10 protein-coding genes are annotated in these 19801 nt (G+C 64.1%); 5 read left to right on the top strand and 5 right to left on the bottom strand.

What is annotated here, in order from left to right; genetic code table 11:
- The first annotated feature begins 15 nt into the window (after window positions 1-15).
- Genes RAD16_RS02130 through RAD16_RS02120 form a run of 3 tightly spaced genes read left to right on the top strand, consistent with a single transcriptional unit; the run spans window position 16 to window position 2588 of the window.
- Entirely contained in the window at window positions 16-681 is a 666-nt protein-coding gene (locus tag RAD16_RS02130; RefSeq protein ID WP_458156229.1) for a chloramphenicol acetyltransferase, read from the top strand.
- Window positions 678-1871 carry an alpha-D-ribose 1-methylphosphonate 5-triphosphate diphosphatase gene (locus RAD16_RS02125; RefSeq protein ID WP_458156228.1) on the top strand — a complete coding sequence of 398 codons (1194 nt, stop codon included), beginning with the start codon at window positions 678-680 and terminating at the stop codon, window positions 1869-1871. Before RAD16_RS02130 ends, RAD16_RS02125 begins: the two co-directional genes overlap by 4 nt.
- 18 nt (window positions 1872-1889) lie before the next feature.
- Window positions 1890-2588, top strand: coding sequence for a DUF1045 domain-containing protein (locus tag RAD16_RS02120; RefSeq protein WP_458156227.1), 699 nt, complete (start codon window positions 1890-1892; stop codon window positions 2586-2588).
- A gap of 31 nt (window positions 2589-2619) precedes the next feature.
- Here RAD16_RS02120 and RAD16_RS02115 read toward each other — a convergent pair whose 3' ends face one another.
- Together RAD16_RS02115 and RAD16_RS02110 are read right to left on the bottom strand one after the other, a co-directional pair.
- Window positions 2620-4851, bottom strand: coding sequence for a CHASE2 domain-containing protein (locus RAD16_RS02115; protein WP_458156226.1), 2232 nt, complete (start codon window positions 4849-4851; stop codon window positions 2620-2622).
- Window positions 4852-4921: 70 nt separating this feature from the next.
- Window positions 4922-12985: a VCBS domain-containing protein gene (locus RAD16_RS02110; protein ID WP_458156225.1), complete on the bottom strand. Its 8064-nt coding sequence runs from the start codon at window positions 12983-12985 to the stop codon at window positions 4922-4924.
- A 620-nt stretch (window positions 12986-13605) separates the two neighbouring features.
- On the opposite strand from RAD16_RS02110, the gene RAD16_RS02105 reads away from it, so the two are divergent.
- Both RAD16_RS02105 and RAD16_RS02100 read left to right on the top strand, forming a co-directional pair.
- The gene (locus tag RAD16_RS02105) at window positions 13606-14337 is read left to right on the top strand and encodes a transglutaminase-like cysteine peptidase (RefSeq protein WP_458156224.1); all 732 of its coding nucleotides are present in this window, start codon (window positions 13606-13608) and stop codon (window positions 14335-14337) included.
- Between the two features lie 217 nt (window positions 14338-14554).
- Window positions 14555-15679 (top strand): lysozyme inhibitor LprI family protein, encoded by a 1125-nt coding sequence (locus RAD16_RS02100; RefSeq protein WP_458156223.1) that lies wholly within the window; start codon window positions 14555-14557, stop codon window positions 15677-15679.
- A gap of 104 nt (window positions 15680-15783) precedes the next feature.
- Here the strand turns inward: RAD16_RS02100 and RAD16_RS02095 are convergent, their stop codons facing one another.
- From RAD16_RS02095 to RAD16_RS02085, 3 genes are all read right to left on the bottom strand, one after another.
- The gene (locus RAD16_RS02095; RefSeq protein ID WP_458156222.1) at window positions 15784-16983 is read right to left on the bottom strand and encodes an ABC transporter substrate-binding protein; all 1200 of its coding nucleotides are present in this window, start codon (window positions 16981-16983) and stop codon (window positions 15784-15786) included.
- A 72-nt stretch (window positions 16984-17055) separates the two neighbouring features.
- The gene (locus RAD16_RS02090; protein WP_458156221.1) at window positions 17056-18894 is read right to left on the bottom strand and encodes an AMP-dependent synthetase/ligase; all 1839 of its coding nucleotides are present in this window, start codon (window positions 18892-18894) and stop codon (window positions 17056-17058) included.
- Between the two features lie 114 nt (window positions 18895-19008).
- Window positions 19009-19797, bottom strand: coding sequence for an ABC transporter ATP-binding protein (locus RAD16_RS02085; RefSeq protein WP_458156423.1), 789 nt, complete (start codon window positions 19795-19797; stop codon window positions 19009-19011).
- Window positions 19798-19801: the final 4 nt, after the last annotated feature.

Genomic DNA, 19801 nt, shown 5'->3' with positions numbered 1-19801 from the left:
ACGTTCGGACGCAACATGGCCGGCAAGGTGCTTTCAGTCCAACCGACCATCGATCCCACGGCCAGGCTGCACGAAACCAGGCTCGGCACCTATACCGAGGTCGGTGCCCGCACGATCCTGCATGAAGTGGCGATGGGTGATTACTCCTACGTCGTGAACGACGCGCAAATCACCTACACCACGATCGGAAAGTTCTGCTCGATCGCGGCGATGACGCGGATCAATCCCGGCAATCATCCGATGCACCGCGCGACGCAGGCGCATTTTACTTATCGTTCCAGCGCCTACTTCCCCGGCGAGAGCGACGACCACGAGTTCTTCGACTGGCGGCGCCAGCATCACGTCCATATCGGTCATGACGTCTGGATCGGCCATGGCGCGGTCGTGCTGCCGGGCCGCAACATCGGCACCGGCGCGGTGATCGCGGCCGGCGCCATCGTCACCAAGGACGTGCCGGCCTACACCATCGTTGCCGGCAATCCGGCGCGCATCGTGCGGCGGCGGTTCTCGGAGGAGGTTGCCGGGCGGCTCGCAAAGCTGGCATGGTGGGACTGGGATCACGACAAATTGCGTGAAGCACTCCCCCATTTCCGCAAGCTCGGGATTGAAGATTTCCTCGCAACATATGAAGCACGGGCCAGCAGCGGTTCTCTGGCCAGCAAAAAGAGCGCGGTCGCGTGACAGATATTTTCCTTGAAGGCGGCCGGGCCCTGATCGGCGCCGAATTCGTCGAAACGTCGCTTCTGGTGTCCGGAACGGACATTGCGCAGGTCGATGCCTCGCGCGGCCGGGCGCGGCTCGCGATCGACGCGCGCAATCTGCTGGTCCTGCCCGGCATCGTCGACATCCACGGCGATGCCTTCGAGCGGCAGATGATGCCGCGCGCCGGCGTCGATTTCCCGATCGACGTCGCGCTCGCCGACAGCGACCGCCAGGCGATCAGCAACGGCATCACCACCGTGTTTCACGCCACGACCTGCTCGTGGGAGCCGGGCCTGCGCAGCGCCGGCAATGCGCGCGGCCTGATGGAGGCGATCGAGCGGCAGCGTCCGCAATTCGCCGCCGACACCCGCTTCCACCTGCGGCACGAGACCTACAATCTCGATGCCGAGGCCGAGATCACAGAATGGCTCGGCGAGGGCCGCGTCGACCTGTTCGCCTTCAACGACCACATGGACGGCACGGTCGCCGACATGGCGAAGCCGCGCAAGCGCAACCGCATGGTCGAGCGCACCGGGCTGTCGAGCGAGGATTTTGACAGGCTGGTCGACCGGATCGTCTCGCGCGCCGCCGACGTGCCGGCTTCGGTGTCGCGGCTGGCGGCTGCGGCCCGCGCCGCGGAGGTGCGGATGCTATCGCACGACGACGCGACGCCGGCGATGCGCCGGGAATTTCGCGAGCTCGGCGCTGACATCGCGGAGTTTCCGGTCAACGTGGAGACGGCACAGGCGGCGGCGAGCCACGGCGACGCAATCGTCTTCGGCGCACCCAACGTCGTCCGCGGCGGCAGCCACACGGGCTGGACCAAGGCATCCGACATGATCGCCAAGGGCCTCTGCTCGGTGCTGGCGTCGGACTATTATTATCCCGCGCAGCTACTCGCCGCCTTCCGCCTCGTCGCCGACGGCGTGCTGCCGCTGGCGAAGGCCTGGGATCTGGTCTCCGCCGGGCCTGCGCGCGCAACCGGCCTTCTTGATCGCGGCCTTCTCGCCGAAGGTCGCCGGGCCGACATCCTGCTCGTTGACGACACCGTGCCGCTGCGGCCGCGCCTCGTTGCCGTGATATCAGGGGGCAAGCTCGCGCATCTCACCGATGCGACACGGCTGCTCATTGCCGCGGCAACGCCGCGCGAGGCTGTCGTTGCGGCGTAAACCGGCTATGTTCGGACAATGACAGGTTTCCCCCGCTACGCGATCTACTTTGCCGCCGGCACTGACAGCGCCCTCACCCGCTTCGGCGCCGAGCTGCTCGGCTACGACGCCTATACCGGTGGCGAACTGCCGTTTCCACGGGACGCGCTGCACGTTGCGCCGGACTGGCGCGACATCACCGCCGATCCCCGCAAATACGGTTTTCACGGCACGCTGAAGGCGCCGATGGCGCTTGCACCCGGCAAGAGCGAAGCCGAGCTCCTGGCCGCCTGCGCGACATTCGCGAGCAAGACACGGCCGATCCCGACGATCCGCCCGATTGTCGATGCCATCAGCGGCTTCATTGCCGTCATCCCGGCCGAGCCGGTCGACGCGCTCCAGCAGCTCGCCGCCGATTGCGTCCGCGATTTCGATGCCTTCCGGAGCGAGCTGACGGCGGAGGATCGCGCCCGGCGCAAGCCGGAGAAGCTGAGCGAGCGGCAGCGCGATTATCTCGACCGCTGGGGATACCCTTACGTGATGGAGGAATTCCGCTTCCACATGACGCTGACGGGGCGGCTGGATGCGGACCGGCGCGGGCCGATCCTGGCCATGCTGCGGGAGAAGTTTGCGAGGCTGGGGCGCGATGCACTGGCGATCGATCGCCTCTCGCTGTTCAAGCAGGATGATGCCAAGGCACGATTCCGCATCATCGGCGAGTGGGTGTTGGCGCGCTAGCCGGCAACATTCTCGCTCGCGATTGCCCGCGCTACTTCGTCAGCAGCGCATAGGCCCCGGTCCAGCCCTCCGGCGGCGGATTGAGCTGGAAATTCCTGATCCGGGCTTCGTACAGCTTGAAGAGCTTTTCCAGCGTATCGGCGTCTTCGCTCTTGCGCCCGCGTTCGATGGCCTCGAGCGCGCCCTGCCAGTCGCGGCCGCGGTAGCAGCTGAGCATTTCGATGGTGACGTTGCGCAGGCGCTGGAACGCGGCCGAATGCATCACGTCCTCGCGGCCGGCGATGGCGTAGATCACCTCGGGCTCGGTCTTGCCCTTGACCATGATGAAGTCGAGCTCGAGGATCGCGAACTTGTCCTTGGCGGCGAGCGCCGTCCTGGATCCCACGATGATCGGGAAACCGTATTCCTTCGACTGGCCCTCCAGCCGCGAGGCGAGGTTAACGCTGTCGCCGAGCACTGAATAGTTCTTCTTCAGGTCGGAGCCCATGTTGCCGACCACGCCGATGCCGGTGTTGAGGCCGATGCCGACATTGAGCGGAATGTAGACATGGCCGCCGTCGGCGGCCTCCTGCTGCCGCTCCTTGTTGACCGCGTCGATCTGCTCGAGCATCTGGATCGCGGCCTCGCAAGCGTTGACTTCGTGCTCGGCATCGTCGAGCGGCGCGTTCCAGAACGCCATAATGGCGTCGCCCATGTATTTGTCGATGTAGCCCTTCCGCTCGATGATGACGTCCGTCAGCGGCGTCAGGAAGCGGTTCATCAGCGCGATCAGCCCTTGCGGATCCTGCTTGTAGCTCTCCGAGATCGTGGTGAACCCGCGCACGTCGGAGAACATGATCGTCATCTCGCGCTCCTCGCCGCCGAGCACGAGCTTTTCCGGCGACTGCGCCAGCTGCTCGACCAGCACCGGCGACATGTATTGCGCAAACATGCCGCGGATCTGCACGCGCTGACGCTGCTCGCGCACGAAGCTCGCGAAGATGAACGTCAGATAGATCGCGGTCGTCGACAGCAACGGATAGGTGAAGTCGATGAGGTAGCGGTACTGCGCGTAGAAGAACCAGGACGTGCCGACCAGAACCGCCGCGAACATCGCGCCCGCGATCACCAACCGCACCGGTCCGAGATTCGGCGTGAAGATGATGACGAGGAGGCCGATCACGAGCGCGGCGAGCAGCTCGACGCCGAGCGCGTAGTTCGGCTGCGAGATCACCGCGCCGCTCAGGACGCTCTCCAGCACCTGGGCATGGATCTCCACTCCCGGCATGGTCGAGGACACCGGCGTGGTCTTGATGTCGTTCAGTCCGACCGCGGAGGTGCCGACCAGCACCAGCTTGCCGGCGATCTTGCTCGGCGACACGGTGTTGTCGAGCACGTCGGCTGCCGAGACGTAGATCGAGGGATCCTGGCGCGCATAATGCACCCAGAGCTGACCGTTCTTGTCGGTCGGGATCTCGACGCCCTTGAGGCGTACGGCCCGCACCCCGGTCTTGTCGGTGCGGACAAGCAGCGTCGGCGTGCCCGTGACCACGCGCAGGATCTCGAGGCTGAGCGAAGGCATGATGTTGCCCTGGGCGCGCATCACCATCGGCACGCGGCGGATCAGGCCGTCGCGCTCGGTCCGAATCGTGAACAGGCCGCGGCCGGCCGCGACCTTCTCGATAGCGGGAACGTTGCGCAGCAGGCCCGGGAATTCGAACAAGAAGCGTTCGGGGTTCTCCTCGCCGACCGTCGCGACGCCGGTGAAGGGCAGTGACTTGTCGGCCTCGAACGAGATCGCCCGCTGGCCGGTCTCGCCCAGCACCACGCGCGAGCGCTTGATCGCCTCGGAGAGGATCTGGTCGTTGCTCGGCAACTCGCGCAGCTTGGCGCGGGTGGCGTCGTCCAGATCGCGCATCTGGCTTGCGACCAGATCCGGATTCAGGCGGTCGGCCTCGGAAAACACCACGTCGAAACCGATCGCCACCGCGCCGTTGCCGGTGAGGTTCTGGATCAGATCGGCGATCCGCGTGCGCGGCCACGGCCACTGGCCGAGCTTGGCGAGGCTCTTGTCGTCGATGTCGACGATGGTGACCGGCCGCGCCGCCTTGTGGCGCGGATCGATCAGCTGGAACATGTCGAAGGTGCGCAGCCGCAATTCCTGAACCGGCGGCGGGTCCCAGAGCCGGATGGCCGCAAAGACCACCAGCAGCGCAAGGCACATCGCCCGGGCAAAGCCGAACTTCCGCGCAAACCACCGCCGCAGGATTTTCAGACGTTTCATGCTGCTAAATTATCACGCATTGGCCACCAATGGCAGCACCGATCGGATACGACCGGCCGCGACCGAATGATCATCCGGAATGGACGATGAAGTCGCTCGCGTGAAGATTGGCGGCGTTGACGCCCTTCAGGAGGATGGTGTCAGCCGAATCGATCGTGATCAGCGTGTCCGCGGAATTGGTCGGCGAGGACGCCACGTGCTGGGCGATCCATGCGGCATCAATATCGGTCGCCACGACGGCGGTGAGGTTGATGTGATCCTCATTCGGCGTGAAGTTCAAGATCCTGTCGTGGTTCGAATTGGCGGCGAAGACGAACTGGTCGTGATAGCCGGTGCCGAACAGCACGTCCTTGCTGGTCGTGCTGGCGAGCGTCGCCGCGCGTTCTTCGGTCAGGCTGAAGATCAGATTGACCGTGTCGGTCGCACCGTGACCATCGGCCACGGTGACCACGACCTTGTCCGTCGCGGGACCGTCTTCCGGCTCGGAGTAGGTCAGATATTGGAGCGACGAATTGACGTTGGCGAGGGTATCCGTCGCCGATGCGGGGTCCACACAAGTGCCGGAATCCGCCGTCGCAGTAAGCGTGAAGTCTTCATCGGCGCCGGAATCGACGTCGGTGACCGAGAGCCCCTTGACGAAGACCTGGTCGCCTTCCTGCCCGACACAGACCTGATCAATGTTGATGACCGGCGCGTCGTTCGCGCCGGTTACGTCCACCGTGAGCGTCGCGGTGCCGGTCGCACCATGCGAATCCGTGGTCTGGACCGTGAATGTGTCGGTATGATTTCCGTCCTGCAGCGCATTGATCGCGTCCGCGTTCGGAACGTAGCTGTAGCTGCCATTGGTATTGACCGTCAGCGAACCATAAAGGCCACAAACGGTCGTCGCCGCGTGGTGATGCGCGTTCAGCACGGCATAGGTCAGCGTATCGCCGCTGTCGGCATCGCTTCCGGCCAGCTGGCCGGTGAGATTGGAGAAGGTGTCGGCCGCAGCCGTATCCAGGAGCTTGCCGATGTTGAGAGCGGTTAGCGTCGGGGTGTCGTTGGCGCCGGTCAGGTCCACGGTATATGTCGCCGTGGTGGCGGCGCCATGCGCATCCGTGACCTGGACCGTGAAACTGTCGCAATAAGAGCCTTCCGGCAGCGCGTTGATCGACGCTGCGTCGGGCACGTAGGTGTAGCTGCCGTCGGCGTTGACCGTCAGCGCACCATAATGGCCCGTGACCGTCGCCACCGCGTGGTGATCTGCGTTCAGCAAGGCATAGGTCAGCGTGTCGCCAGTGTCGGCATCGGTCCCGGTGATCTGACCCGTGAGATCGGAGAAACTGTCCGCGCCGGCCGTGTCCGCCAGTTTCCCGATGCTGCCGTCGGACAGGACCGGCGCGTCGTTGGCACCGGTGACGTTCACCTTGAACGTCGCCGTGCCGGTCGCGCCATGCACGTCCTTGGTCTGGACCGTGAAGGTGTCCGTATAATTGCCTTCCGACAGCGCGTTGATCGCGGCAGCGTCGGGGACGTAGCTGTAGGCGCCGTCCTCGTTGACCGTCAGCGAGCCGTAGTGACCCGCGACCGTCGTTACCGCATGGTTCGTCCCATCCAGCACCGCATACTTCAGCGTCGTCGTCTCGCCGTGGTCTGCATCGGTCCCGACCAGCGTCCCCGTGATGTCGGAGAAGGTATCGGCGATCGCCGTATCCACGAGCGGCCCCGTGGTCACAGCAGCCAGGGTCGGCGCGTCGTTCTTGCCGGTGATCGTGACGGTCACGTCGGCCGTATCGTGCCCGCCGTACTCGTCCGTCAGCGTGACGGTGGAGACGACCTTCACCGTCTGGCCCTCGCCGAGAAAATCGAGCGCGTTGTCGGCGATCGAATAGTGCCAGGTGACGGCGCCGTTGTTCTTGCCGTCCAGCTGATACGTGAACGCGGCCTTCAACGCGTCGATCTCGCCGGTCGTCAGCGACGTGGTGAGGTCGGTGCTGCCGTCGGCGGCGAGCGAGGTCACGGCCTGATCGATTTTCGTCACGGTCGGACGATCGGTCAGGTCGATGTCGGTGAAATTGATCGAGCCGCTCGCAGCCGGCGTCGGGTCGATCGTGGCGGAAGCGCCGGTGGTATCCGGCTGTTCGGAGAAGCTCGCGGTCAGTTGGGCCGCGTCCGTGGTGGTGAACATCGGCGCGTCGTCATCCGCGTGGATCGTGATCAGCGTGTGGCCGCTCTCATCACTGCCCGCGAAGTGTGCATTGCGATAGTCTCCGACGAGGGTCAGGCTGATGGTCTTGCCATCGTCGCCCGTGACCGTCAGCACACCTCCGCTCGCGGGATCACTGTCATTGGGGACATAGACCGCGCTGGTGCCGGGCCCCCATTTGATCAGCGTCAGGTCGATCTTGTCGTTCACGGACAGGTCCGCGATCGAGCCGCCGAAATCCTTCGTGTCGATCTCGAGCTCGGCGCCGTCGCCGGTGAGCGTGACTGTCTGCGATACCGTGCCCTTGACCTCGAGTGTCGCGCCGGCATCGACGACGACCGAGCCCGAGGCCGAGCTCGTCAGCGAGCCGAACAGCGTCAGCGTCCCGGTGTGAACCTCGATCGAGCCGGTGTCGGTATTGGTGATGTCGCCGGTAATCGACACCGTGCCCCAGCTGTCGATGCGGCCGTCATTCTCGATGCTCAGCCCGGTGCCGGAGATCGACGCGCCATGCAGATCGATGGCGCCATGGTTGATGATCGACGATGCGTCACCGAACACGCCGCTGCCGGCGACCGTCCAGGTGCCGCCCGCCTCGTTGTTGAATGTGGCGGAAGCGACCGAGATGTTGCCGGTGATGTGGCCGGTGTTGTTGATGGTGATGGCGCCCCCGGTCTCGACGATCGCGTAGGTCGTCGCGGTGACCTTACTCGCATCAGCGAGTCCGATGGTACCGGAATTGTCGATCTGCGCCGGACCGGTGCCGTTCTCCTGGATCGAGATGGCCGCAAAGCCATCGGCGCCAACGACCGTTCCGTGATTGGTGATCTGCGTCGAGCCAGTCGAGCCCGAATCGTCCTGATCGACATCGATACCGAACGAGACCGTCCCGGTGATGTGCCCGTTATTCGTGATGGTGGCGTTGCCGCCGCCATGGGACACGATATCGAGGCCCACCGCGCCGGATACGCCGCCGCCGATGGTCGCCGTGATGTCGCCGGCCCCGGTCGCGCCATCGTGCAGGACGATGCCGTTGCCGTTCTGGCCCGTGACGTCACCGGCCGTCGTCAGCGAGATGCTGCCGATGCCGTTCTGGGTGGCAACGATGCCGTTGTCGTGGCCGGTCAGCGTGCCGGTCGGCGTCAGCACGATGTTGCCGCCGCCTCCGCTCGTTCCGCCCGATGCGGTGAAGTCGAGCGCGTCGCCGACCGAGGTCGAGATATCGGCCGTACCGGTGATCGTGAACGTGCCGTCCTGCGACGAGGTGCCGGCGATCGTGCCGGTGAAGCTCTTGCCAGCCACCTTGTCGAGCTGAAGCGTGTTGGTGCCGCCGGCGAAGGTGATGGTCTGCGCGTCAGCCCCGGCCAGTTCGAGCGTCGCCTTGTCGTCGATGAGGATCTGCTTGCCGACGCCGGTGAGGCCGCCGGACAGGTTCAGCGTGCCGCTCTGGACCTCGATGATGCCGGTGTTGGTGACGCCACCCGTGACCGTGTTGAGGCCAACGCTGTAGAGATTACCGGCATTGGTGAGGCTGCCGCCATTGATCGAGACGTCGGTCAGATAGAGTTTCGAGCTGCCGTCGACCGAGATCATTCCGCCGATATTGGTGATGGTCGCCGTGGTCAGCTTCAGCGTGCTACCGGTCACCGCCTCGATCAGGCCGTGATTGGTGATGGCGTGAATCGTCCCGGGATCGATCGTCAGCGTGCCGCTGGTGACGGAGACCGTTCCGGTGCCGGCAACGGTGAGGTCGGCATTGTCGATGGCGCTCGTGCCGGTCGATTCCAGCAAACCCGAGATCGTCACCGTGCCGCCGTCGATCGTTGCACCGCTGAGGTCGAGCGTCGAGCTGGAGTCGACCGACACCGTGCCATCGGTGTTGGTCACCGTCATCCCGATCAGCTTCAGCGTGCCGTCGCTGAGCGCCGCCAGGGTGTCGGTGTTGGTGACGGCCTGGTGGTCGATGTCGAGCTCGCCGCCCTTCGCCTGAAGCGTGCCGGCATTGGCGATGCTCGCCGCGGTCGTGGCGGTAAGCGTCAGCACACCAGCAATCGCCTCGATCAGGCCGTCGTTGGTGATGGATGCATTGGTGAGCGTCGTCGTATTTTGGGAGTCGAGCGTCCCGGCGACGTTGAGCGTGCCGCCGGTCAGGCCCGCACCGTTCATCGTCAGCTTCTTGCCGGCATCGACCTTGACGGTCCCGAGATTGCCGATCGCGGTACCTGCAACGATCGCATCGCCGAACGTCAGGGTGACGCCGTCCTCGACCGTGACAGCGCCCTTGTTCAGGGTCACATTACCGCTGAGCTTGCTGTCGCCGGTGATGTCGATCGTGCCGGCGCCCGCGCCGCTGTAATTGTTGATGGTGCCGCCCGCGATCTCGGTGCCGGACAGCGTCAACGTCTGGCCATCGTCGATCTTGATGGCATGGCCGGTGTTGGTCAGGATGTCGTTGAGCAGCGTCGCGGCGCCGGCGATCTCGAGCGTCCCGTTATTGGTGATCGCCCCCTTGCTCGCCGCCGACGCGCCCTTGATGGTGACACCGTCCTTGAGCTTGACGGTGTTGGCGAGCGCGATGCTGGAATTGTCGGTGATGGCGGTGCCGGATACGGTGACACCGTCCAGCGTCAGCGCGGCATCAGCAGTGATCGTGCTAATGCTGACCGTGGCGCCGCCGTCGATCTTGCTGGCGCCCGTGACGTCGATCGTGCCCGCGCCCTTGATGGCGCCGCCGCTGATCGTCGCATAGCTCAGCGCCAGCGCAGCATTGCCGTCGACGATGACATTGCCGATCGAATTGTCGACCGTCGAGCCCTGATCGATCGCGAGCACGCCATTGGCCAGCACCTCGATGGTGCCGGCGTTGGTGACGGTCTCGTTGTCAAGCGCATTGCCGGTGCCGCTGACATTGAGGCTGGCGTTGTTCTTCAAAAAGCCGCGGCTCAGAACGGCGCTGCCGGTGAGATCGAGCTCACCGTTATTCGTGACCGTGCCCCTGCCCGTCGAAGCGTTCACGGTGAGCGTACCGCTGGAAGCATCGCTGGCACCGGCGCCGAGCACTGTCGTTCCGGGCACGATGACGAACGATCCACCACTGATCGTCGCGCCGTTGATGGTCAGCTTGCCGCTGGCATCGACGGTGACCGCGCCAGTGTTGGTGACGCTGGAGCCCTGATCGACGGTCAGCCAGCCATTCGCCAGCACCCTGATCGTGCCGGTGGAGTTGTTGGACACGCTCTCGTGGGCGAACTCCGCCGTGCCCTTGACGTTGACCGTGCCGGAATTGTTCAGCGTGCCGTTCTCGATCAGGCTGGTGCCGTCGAGCTCCAGCGTGCCCAGAATGGTGACGGTGCCGCCGTCGAGCGTGGCGGTATCGACGATCAGCGTCGTGCCGGCCTCGTTCCTCAACGTCCCGCCGGCATTGTGGATCGTGGCCAGCGTCTTCAGCGTGCCGCCCGACAGCTCGATCGTGCCGGAATTGGTGATCGCCGTGCCTTTGGCGAAATCGCCGCCCCCCTGGAGCGTCAGATAGCCGCCATTGGTGAACACGCTCGTGTCGAGGATCTCGGCCTTGCCGCCGACGAACATCGAGCCGGCGTTGATGAAGATCGAGTCCGCGCCCATGTTGAGCGCGCCGGCAATCGTCAGAGAACTCTGGTTGATCACCTTCGGCGGCGGACCACCAAAGTCGTTCATCGTGATCGACTTGGCGTAGGCCGCGGTGTCGATCGTCACCGGATAGGACGGCGTCAGGCCGTGCAGCTGATCGGTGATGACGATGACGTCATCGTTGATGGTGGGGACCGTACCGGTTTCCCAGTTGGCCGCATCCTTCCAGAACCCGCCCGAGGGCGCGCCGGCCTTATCGGTCGCGATCCACACCACCGCGGGCGCGTCGGTGCCCGTGATCTCGACGGTGATGGTCTGCGTCGAGGTCGCGCCTTGCGAGTCCGTGAGCGTTACGGTGTAGACCAGCGTCAGCACCTCGCCCTTCGGGATGAAGTCGGCGAGATAGACCGGAAGATCCGCCAGCGACCAGTTGATGGTGCCGGTGCCGTCGCCGGTGCTGTCGGCACCCGCTGCAATCGCGACCGACATCGCCTTCTGGAACGCCGCGAGCGGGCCCGGCGGAACGCTGCCATCCGGCAGGGTGGCGCTGGTCAGCGCCACCGATACCGTGTGTGTGTCGGTGAGATCGACGTCGTCGAAGCTCAGCGTGCCCGAGGTCGGCACATCGCTGGTCAGCGGACCGCCCGGTACGCTGGTTCCGCCCTCGAAGATGATGGTCGGAACGCTGGTGGTGATCACCGGCTTATCGTTGGTGCCGGTAATCGTGATGGTGATGTCGATGAACGAGGATTCGGGGTCGACCAAGAAATTGTTGTTGACGCGGATCTTGTAGGTCAACGTCAAGGTTTCGCCGGCCGCGAGGAAGTCGAAGACGTGGTCGGGGATCGTGTAGGTCCAGATCGCCGAGCCGTTGTTGTTGTTGGCCGCGTTGGCCACGACCTGGATATCGATCTGCGTCGCCGCGATGTCCTGCTTCTGGAGATCGTTGAGCGAGCCGGTGACATCCTGCTGGCCGGCGTTCTTGTAGACGTAGTTCGGCGCACCGGCGAGGCTCACGCTCACCGTCGGCTGGTCGCCGAGATTCTGATCGACGAAGGTGATCCGGCCGGAGATCGTATCGGCAGCCACGGTCTCGCCGGTCCCATCCGCGCGGTCGCCGGTCGCGTTCGCGTGCTCTGTCAGCGTGAACGCCGTCTTCACATTGCCGTTGAGGTCGAGGCTCCGCGAATCCGGCGGTCCGGGAATGCGGGTGCTGGACACCGGATTATGGCTGGGATCGTTCGAGCCCGGCTGGTTGAGGTTCGTGAAGATCGCGGTCGCAGTGGTGCCGTTCTGGGTCTTGAGGAGGATGCCGTCGCTGACCGGCGTGATCGTGTCGGTGAAGTTCGTGGTCAGCTTGGTGTTGGTGTTGTTGTCGGTGAACTTCAGTGTGAACACGTCCGTGATCAGCTTCTGAATGTCCGGCGACATCAGCGCGTTGGAGATCGAGACGTTGCCGCCGCTGATCTGGATCATCTGGCCGGCCTGGTTGACCGTCGCGATCGGCAGCAGCGTGACCTTGTCGAACAGGATGTAGGAGCCCGTCGTGCCGTTCGGCTCGACCAGCACCTGGAAGCTCGCCTGCGGCTGCGGATCGCCGCCGCCGGCGGGAACGACGAAGTTGATCTGGGTCAACACCGCCGTGCCGCGGATGCCCATGGTGGCGACCGGCGTATCGATCTTCATGTCGCCGTGCTTGGCGGTCTCGCCGGCGACGAAGGTGATAGTGCCTGCGACCAGGCTGAGCAGCGAGGAATTGCTCGACCCGTTGGGGTCGTAGACCATCTCGTTCAGCACCATCCGCGCATTGGAGGACAGGCCGAACACGGTGCCGTCGATGAAGGTGATGCCGAGGGTCGAGTCTGCACCGGTCGAGACGACGTCGCCCTTCTCGACGTTGTCGCCATTGTTCAGGACGACCGAGACGCCGTTGCGGACCGCGGTCGCGCTGCCGGACAGTTTGGTGACGTGGCCGATGACCTGGGCGGCGGCGGCAGTGCCGGGCGCAGCCTGCGCATATTGCACATGGCCGGTGAGCGCGTTGACAGTGTCGCCGCTGAGATGGGCGCCATCAGGCGAGGAGAGCGCCGCGCGCTTGTCGCCCCTGAAATAATCGTGAACGACGAACTCGTGGCCGTCATGGGACAGCACGAGGTCGAGACCTGCGCGCTTGAACTCACCGCTGAAGATCAGGTTCGGATCGGGAACAATGAACGCGCCATCGGGCACATGACCATGCGCCTTGGCCGTAAAGGAATCGACATGGGTAGAGGCGGGCGAGCGGGAACCCTGGCCATCCAAGGAGATCGCGGCGTCAAATTTGCCAGCGTAATTCAACCGCGCGCACCGTAAAAAGGGTTAAAATCTAAGTAAGTATCGACCGCCTAAGCTTGCATAGCATTACCAAGTCCTTAGCGAAACCGTCTATTGCTTGTGTGATTTCGCATCACTTGATCGCCGACGACTATGCCTATGGCGACATCCATAGATAAGCCGAAGTATTTTTTCGAATATTTTGCAGTCGAATCTGGCTTATTGCGCGCATGTTAAGTTATCCAAAGTAATCAGCCATACAGATCTGGTGGCAGATACTTGTGTCATCTTTCCTTCGCAGTGGCCCGCAACATCCTGCGGCAAATACGGACTTAGATCTGTGACCCAACTAACAGAACCCGCGAAATAGCGGGGCCGTTAGCCATAGGACGCAGATTCGGCCTCCCCACAACTTCTGCCTGTAATTGATTCCATTGCGCGGCAGCCGCGCCACACCTAGCCTGTGAATCGTAAAATTTTACGCAATTTGGGCAGGTCCGTTTCAGCCTGTCCCACGGTTTTGGGACCCCTGCGGGGCGCGTTAAGCAGAACAAAACGGCCCGTCTCGCACTATCTCCGCGAAAGCAACAAAGCCCGGCACGTCGAGGTCGAGGGGACCTGACGAAGCCGGAAGGGGATGTCAGATGGAGACCGCTGCTCGCTCGCGCGCCTGGCGCGCTGTCCTTGTGCTGTGCGGATTGATCCTGCTCGGATCGGCCGCCGATCTGCGCGCCGGCACGCTGCTGTCGCCGGGCGCCGGCGTCCTCGTGCGCAAATCGGCCGAGCCGTTCGGCGTGTTCGCCTTCGCCATCTCGTCCGGCAGCCTGCAGCAGAAATGGTCCGTGCTGAAGCAGAAGCTCGACGACGACATGGTGCAGCTCGCGCTGTGCGACGGCGACCGGGACAATTGCGCCTCGCCCGCGGCCCTCAAGCTGCTCGCCATCGTCGACCAGGCCCGCAGCCGCGATGGCCGCGCGAAGCTGGGCGAGACCAACCGCGCCATCAACCTCGCCATCCGCGCCACCAATGACGACACTGACGACGTCTGGAGCTCGCCGCTCGCGACCTTCACGCGCGGCGCAGGCGACTGCGAAGATTATGCCATTGCCAAGCTGGCCGCACTGCGGCTCGCCGGCGTCGCCAACGAGGACCTCCGCATCGTCGTGGTGCGCGACGTCAGGGCCGGCGAAGAGCATGCGGTTGTCGCCGCCAAGCTCGACGGACACTGGCTGATGCTCGACAACCGCCGCATGGCGATGGTCGAGGACGATGTCGCGCGGACCTACCAGCCGCTGTTCGTGCTCTACCAGTCCGCCGTGATGAAATATGTCGACGAGCCCGTGCGGTTCTCGATGGCTGCCCCCGAGGCGCATTGATTGATCTTGTAGCCCGGATGGAGCCAACGGGTCGGCGCGAAGCGCCGCCCGATGACAGGCTCCGCGAAATCCGGGGCCGCTGTCGCTTGTTGCGGGAATCCCGGATTACGCTTCGCTCCATCCGGGCTACGGACCTCACACAACCACCCACCACAACCCCATTCCACCGCGCGGTCCGGGACGCTAGCATGGCGCCTTCGACGCGGGGGCGACGGGAATGCGGTTCATCGGTCTGATTGTACTTGCGCTGCTGGCGTTGCCGGCGGCGTCAGGCTTTGCGCAATCCGGCCCGACCGACCGCTCCATCGCCGACAGGCTGCCGCTGTTCGCCAAGAACAACTGTCAGCAGATCCGCGATGCCGGCAATCAATTGTTCTGCGGCGATCCCGAGCTTAAGGCGGCCGCCGAGAAGCTCGGCACGGCCAACGAGGCGCGGCTCGCGCGCCTGCCCGATCGCCTGCCCGCAATCGAGGAGAACGCGATCTGGACCCGGCAGCGCAATCTCGGTTGCGGCATCGTCGGCCAGACCGCGATCCGCGCCGACGAATTCGACCGGGTGAAGGCGTGCCTTCTCAAGGTGACCGAGGAACGCGCCGCGATCCTGCGTGATCCGGATTTCGACTGTCTCGCCGCCAACACCGCGGCGGGCGCGCTGATCTGCGCGGACCCGTCGCTGGCGCTGGCGGAGACGGAGCTCAACGGCCAGGTGCTCAGCCTGATCGGCAAGCTGGACCCGACCGCGGCGCGCTTTGCCTTCGCCGAATATGGCCGGTGGACGCGAGAGCGCGATCGCAAATGCAATCTCGTCGGCAAGGAGAACGTGCCGTTTCAGGAGCTTGGCTCCGCGGAGGATTGTCTCGCCGATTATCTGAAGCACAAGACCGGCGATATCGCCGCCGCCAAGGGCGATCCGAAAAAGGTGTTCGGCCGGCAGATCGCAGCCCGCTCGCCCGACACCGACGCCGTCGACTTCTGCGCCGCGCGGATTCACGCGGCCAATTCATGCGGCAATTTCCTGCGCATCAACCGCGTCTACGCCATCGACAGCCAGGTGACCGACCAGGAGGCCCAAGTCACCGGCGAGATCGAAATGGTCGTGCTGGCGCCTTTCACCACATGCAGCACGGTCGCCAGCATGTGCACCGGCACCTGCTGGGATCCGAGGACGGGGCTTCCGCGGCCGGGCGTCGGCAACAAGGAGCGTTCCGGCGAGGCGTTCAACGTCACACGCCGGCTGAGGATCCAGCGGACCTTTGCGTTCGTGAAAGCCGCCGACGGCTGGCGCTGCCGGGAGGACGAACTGGCGCCGGTGAATTCAGGGACGGCGGGCGGGGGATCGTAGGCTGCCTCCTCTCCCTCTCCCCGTTCTTACGGGGGAGAGGGTTGGGGTGAGGGGCCGCTTCCGCAAAGACGGCTGAAAGACGGACTCGCGGGGAGAGGCGAAGATCAAAACATCAGATTGTCCTTCACCAGCACCCAGCGGCCGCCCTTGACCTGCTGCACCTGGGTGATGGTGTTGGCGAGATGGTCCGTCTTCGAGAACTTGGTCGGCGGCGAGTTGAAGATGTCGAGGAACTTCTCGCCTGACTCCAGCGAGTCCAGCATCTTCTGCCCGGTGAGGTCCTTGCCTGCCTTGTTCGCGTAGAAGGCGAACGTCATCACCGCGTTGTAGCCGATCATCGCTTGCGTATTGGCGTCCGTGCCAAACGCTCTCTTGTAGTTGACGATCCAATCCTTCACCTTGTCCTTGGCCGTATCCTCGTAGGGAATCTCGAAGAGGCTCGCCGCATAGAGCCCCTCGACGGCGTCCTTGCCCAACGCCGGCACCTCCAGCACGTTGGTCGGCGAGGCGCCGAGGAACGTGACGTCCCAGCCCAGCTTCTTGGCTTCCGTCATCGCGCCGATGGTCTCGCGAAGAATGGTGCCGAGCACGACGAGATCGCAGCCGTCCGACTTCATCTTGGCGACCTGCGCGCTGAAGTCCGACGCGCCACGCTTGTAGCTCGTGATCGAGGCGGGCTGCACCTTCATGGCGGTGAGCTGCTGATTGAAGCCGTCGAGCACGTTCTTTCCGTACTCGTCATCCTGATGCATGATGCAGGGCTTCTGGAACTTCTTCCACTCCATCATGTATTTGAGCGCCGCCCGGGTGCTCTCGACATAGGGTAGGAGATTGTTGAACTTCAAGCGCTCCTGCGGCTTGGCCGGATCGAACTTGAAGGTGAACTCGGCCGCGGTCAGCGGGAACAGCTGAAGCACGCCGGCGTCGAACAGGATGTCCTGCGCGGCGAGCACGGTCGGCGACCCCATCGGTCCCACCATCGCGAAGATCTTGTCGCGCTCGATCAGCTTTTGCGAGGCCAGCACGGCCTTCTTCGGATCGTAGCCGCTGTCCTCGACGACCAACTTGATCTTGCGGCCATTGATGCCGCCCGCCGCATTGATCTCTTCGGTCGCCATCTTCATGCCGTTCGCAACCGGTACGCCCCAGCCCTTGATCGGTCCCGACAGATCCTGATGGGTGCCGATGACGATCTCGCCGGCCGAGATACCTTCATTGGTAACCTTGGTTTGCGCCGCGGCCGGCAGACAGGTGAGCGCCACCGCACTCACAGCAAGACCGAACGCTTTCAACGATCTCGACATTGACGTCTCCTCTCCTTGGGCCCATGTGACGCGAAGGGCGGGGCCATCACTCCCTCGCTTTTTCGAACGAATTCACGCCACCGCGCGCTCGCGATACATCGCGTCGATCTCGGCGGCATAGCGCTTGTTCACGAAGTTGCGCTTCAGCTTCATGGTCGGCGTCAGCTCCTCGTCCTCCGGGGTGAGCTGCCGCTCGATCAGATAGAACCGCTTGATGGTCTCGACCCGCGCGAAGTTCGTGTTGACGCCTTCGATCTCGCGCCAGATCAGGTCCTGGATCTCCCTTGCGCGGCACAGGCTGGCATAATTGGTGAAGGGGATGTCGTGGTCCTGCGCGAACTTCTCGACATTTTCCTGGTCGATCATGACGAGGCAGGTCAGGTACGGCCGCTTGTCGCCGATCACCACCGCGTCCGAAATATAGGGCGAGAATTTGAGCTGGTTCTCGATCTCCGACGGCGTGACGTTCTTGCCGCCGGAGGTGATGATGATGTCCTTCATCCGGTCGGTGATACGGACGAAGCCTTCGTTGTCGATGGTGCCGACGTCGCCGGTGTGCAGCCAGCCGCGATGGTCGATCGTCTCGGCGGTCTTCTCCGGCTGATTCAGGTAGCCCATGAACAGGAAGTCGCCCCTGATCAGGATCTCGCCGTCCGGCGACAGCGCGACCTCACCCCAGGACACGGCGGTGCCGACCGAGCCGAGCTTGATCCGCTCCGCCGGCATCATGGTCGCAACCCCGCAATTCTCGGTCTGGCCGTAGACCTCGTGCATATCGATGCCGAGCGCGAGATACCAGCGGATCAGTTCCGGCGCGATCGGCGCGGCGCCGGTGAAGGCGATGCGACAGCGGTCGAGCCCGATCATGCGGCGGATATTGCGGAACGCGAGCCGGTAGGCGATGGCGTTGGCGATCCGCAGCGACAGCGGCGGCGCCCTGCCTTCGATCCGGCAATCGACCATGCGGTAGCCGATGCCGATAGCGCGGCGATAGACCCATTGCTGGAGCGGGGTCGCATCCTTCAGCGCGATGGTGATGGCGGAATAGAACTTTTCCCAGATGCGGGGGACCGCGAGGAAGATGGTCGGCTGCACCTCACGAAGATTGTCCGGCACGGTCTCCGGGCTCTCGGCAAAGTTCATCACCGAGCCGAGCGCGACCGAGATGTAATAGCCGCCGACGCGCTCGGCGACGTGACACAGCGGCAGGAAGATCAGCCTGTCCTCGTCTTCCCGCGCCGGAATGAAGTCGTTGGCGTGCCGCATCTGGTGCGTGACGCTGCGATTGGCATGCATCGCGCCCTTGGGCGGGCCCGTCGTGCCCGAGGTATAGACGAGCACGGCGAGATCGCCGGCGCTGCGGCTGTCGATCATCTCCTGCCACAACGTTTCGCGTCCGGCCATGTGGTTGCGCCCAAGCGCGCGGAACTCGTCGAGCGACATCACCATGTCGTCGGAGAAGCCGCTGAGGCCCTCCATGTCGAACACGATGATCTTCCGCAGCGAAGGACAGCGGCTGCGGCAGGCGAGGATCTTGTCGAGCTGCTCCTCGTCTTCGGCGAAGATCACTGTCGTCCGGGAATCGTTGACGAGATATTCGACCTGGCTCGATGAATCGGTCGGATAGATGCCGGAGGAGACGCCGCCGGCGCACAATATGCCCATGTCGGCATGGACCCATTCGGGCACGGCATTGGCGATGATGGAGGCGACGTCGCCGGGCGTGAAGCCGATTGCTTGAAGTGCGTAGGCGATCTCTTTCGAGATTTCCAGCCACTCGCGCCAGCTCGTCGGCTGCCAGATGCCGAACTTCTTCTCGCGGATCGCCGGCCTGTCGCCCCGCGTCTCCGCGGCGCGCAAAAAGCTCTTCGCGATCGTATCAGCGACCGTCAGCACCGCCGGTCGGGCCATGCGCGTCTCCTCCTTGTCGCCTCTCCCTCCGCTGCCTGCCTTGCCGGCGGTCTGTTGTTGCGGATGGGTCGTCCCAGTTTACCGCCGAATTGTCCCCTAACGCCAAATCTTCCGCTAACGCCAAGTCTTCTTCTTTTTCCAGCGCCGCTCGCCTCGCGCGCCCTGTTCCTTGGCGCCAAGGTAGAATTCCTGGATGTCCTTGGAATGCATCAAGCGGTCGCAGGTGTCGTTCATCACGATGCGGCCGATCTCCAGCACATAGCCGTAGTGCGCCGTCTCCAGCGCCACCTTGGCATTCTGCTCGACCAGCAGGATCGACATGCCCTGCTCCTCGTTGACGCGGCGGATGATCGTGAAAATCTCCTTCACCAGCAGCGGCGACAGGCCGAGCGAGGGTTCGTCGAGCAGCAGCAGCGTCGGCCGGTTCATCAGCGCGCGCCCGATCGCGAGCATCTGCTGTTCGCCGCCCGAGAGCTGCCCGGCCGGCTGGTCGATGCGCTCCTTCAACCGCGGGAAATAGCCGTAGACGCGCTCAAGATCCTCCGCGACGCCGTCGCGATCCCTACGCGGATAGGCGCCCATCATCAGGTTCTCGCGCACCGAAAGGAACGGGAACACCTCGCGGCCCTCCGGCACATGGCTGAGGCCGAGCCGCACGATCCGGTCCGCCTCCATGCGCTGGATCGGCTTGCCCAAAAACTCGATCGCGCCCTTCTGCGGATCGAGAATGCCCGAGATCGTTTTCAGCACCGTGGTCTTGCCCGCGCCGTTGGCGCCCAGCAGCGTGACGATGCGCCCGCGCGGCACCTCCAGCGAGATACCGCGGATCGCCATGATCGGACCGTAATAGCTCTCGATGTTCGAGAGCTTCAGGATGATCTCCGGTGTCACCGCGGCATCCATCGGA

This window comes from Bradyrhizobium sp. 18BD (genome assembly GCF_054185225.1).
This window is presented reverse-complemented; position numbering and strand designations above follow the sequence as displayed.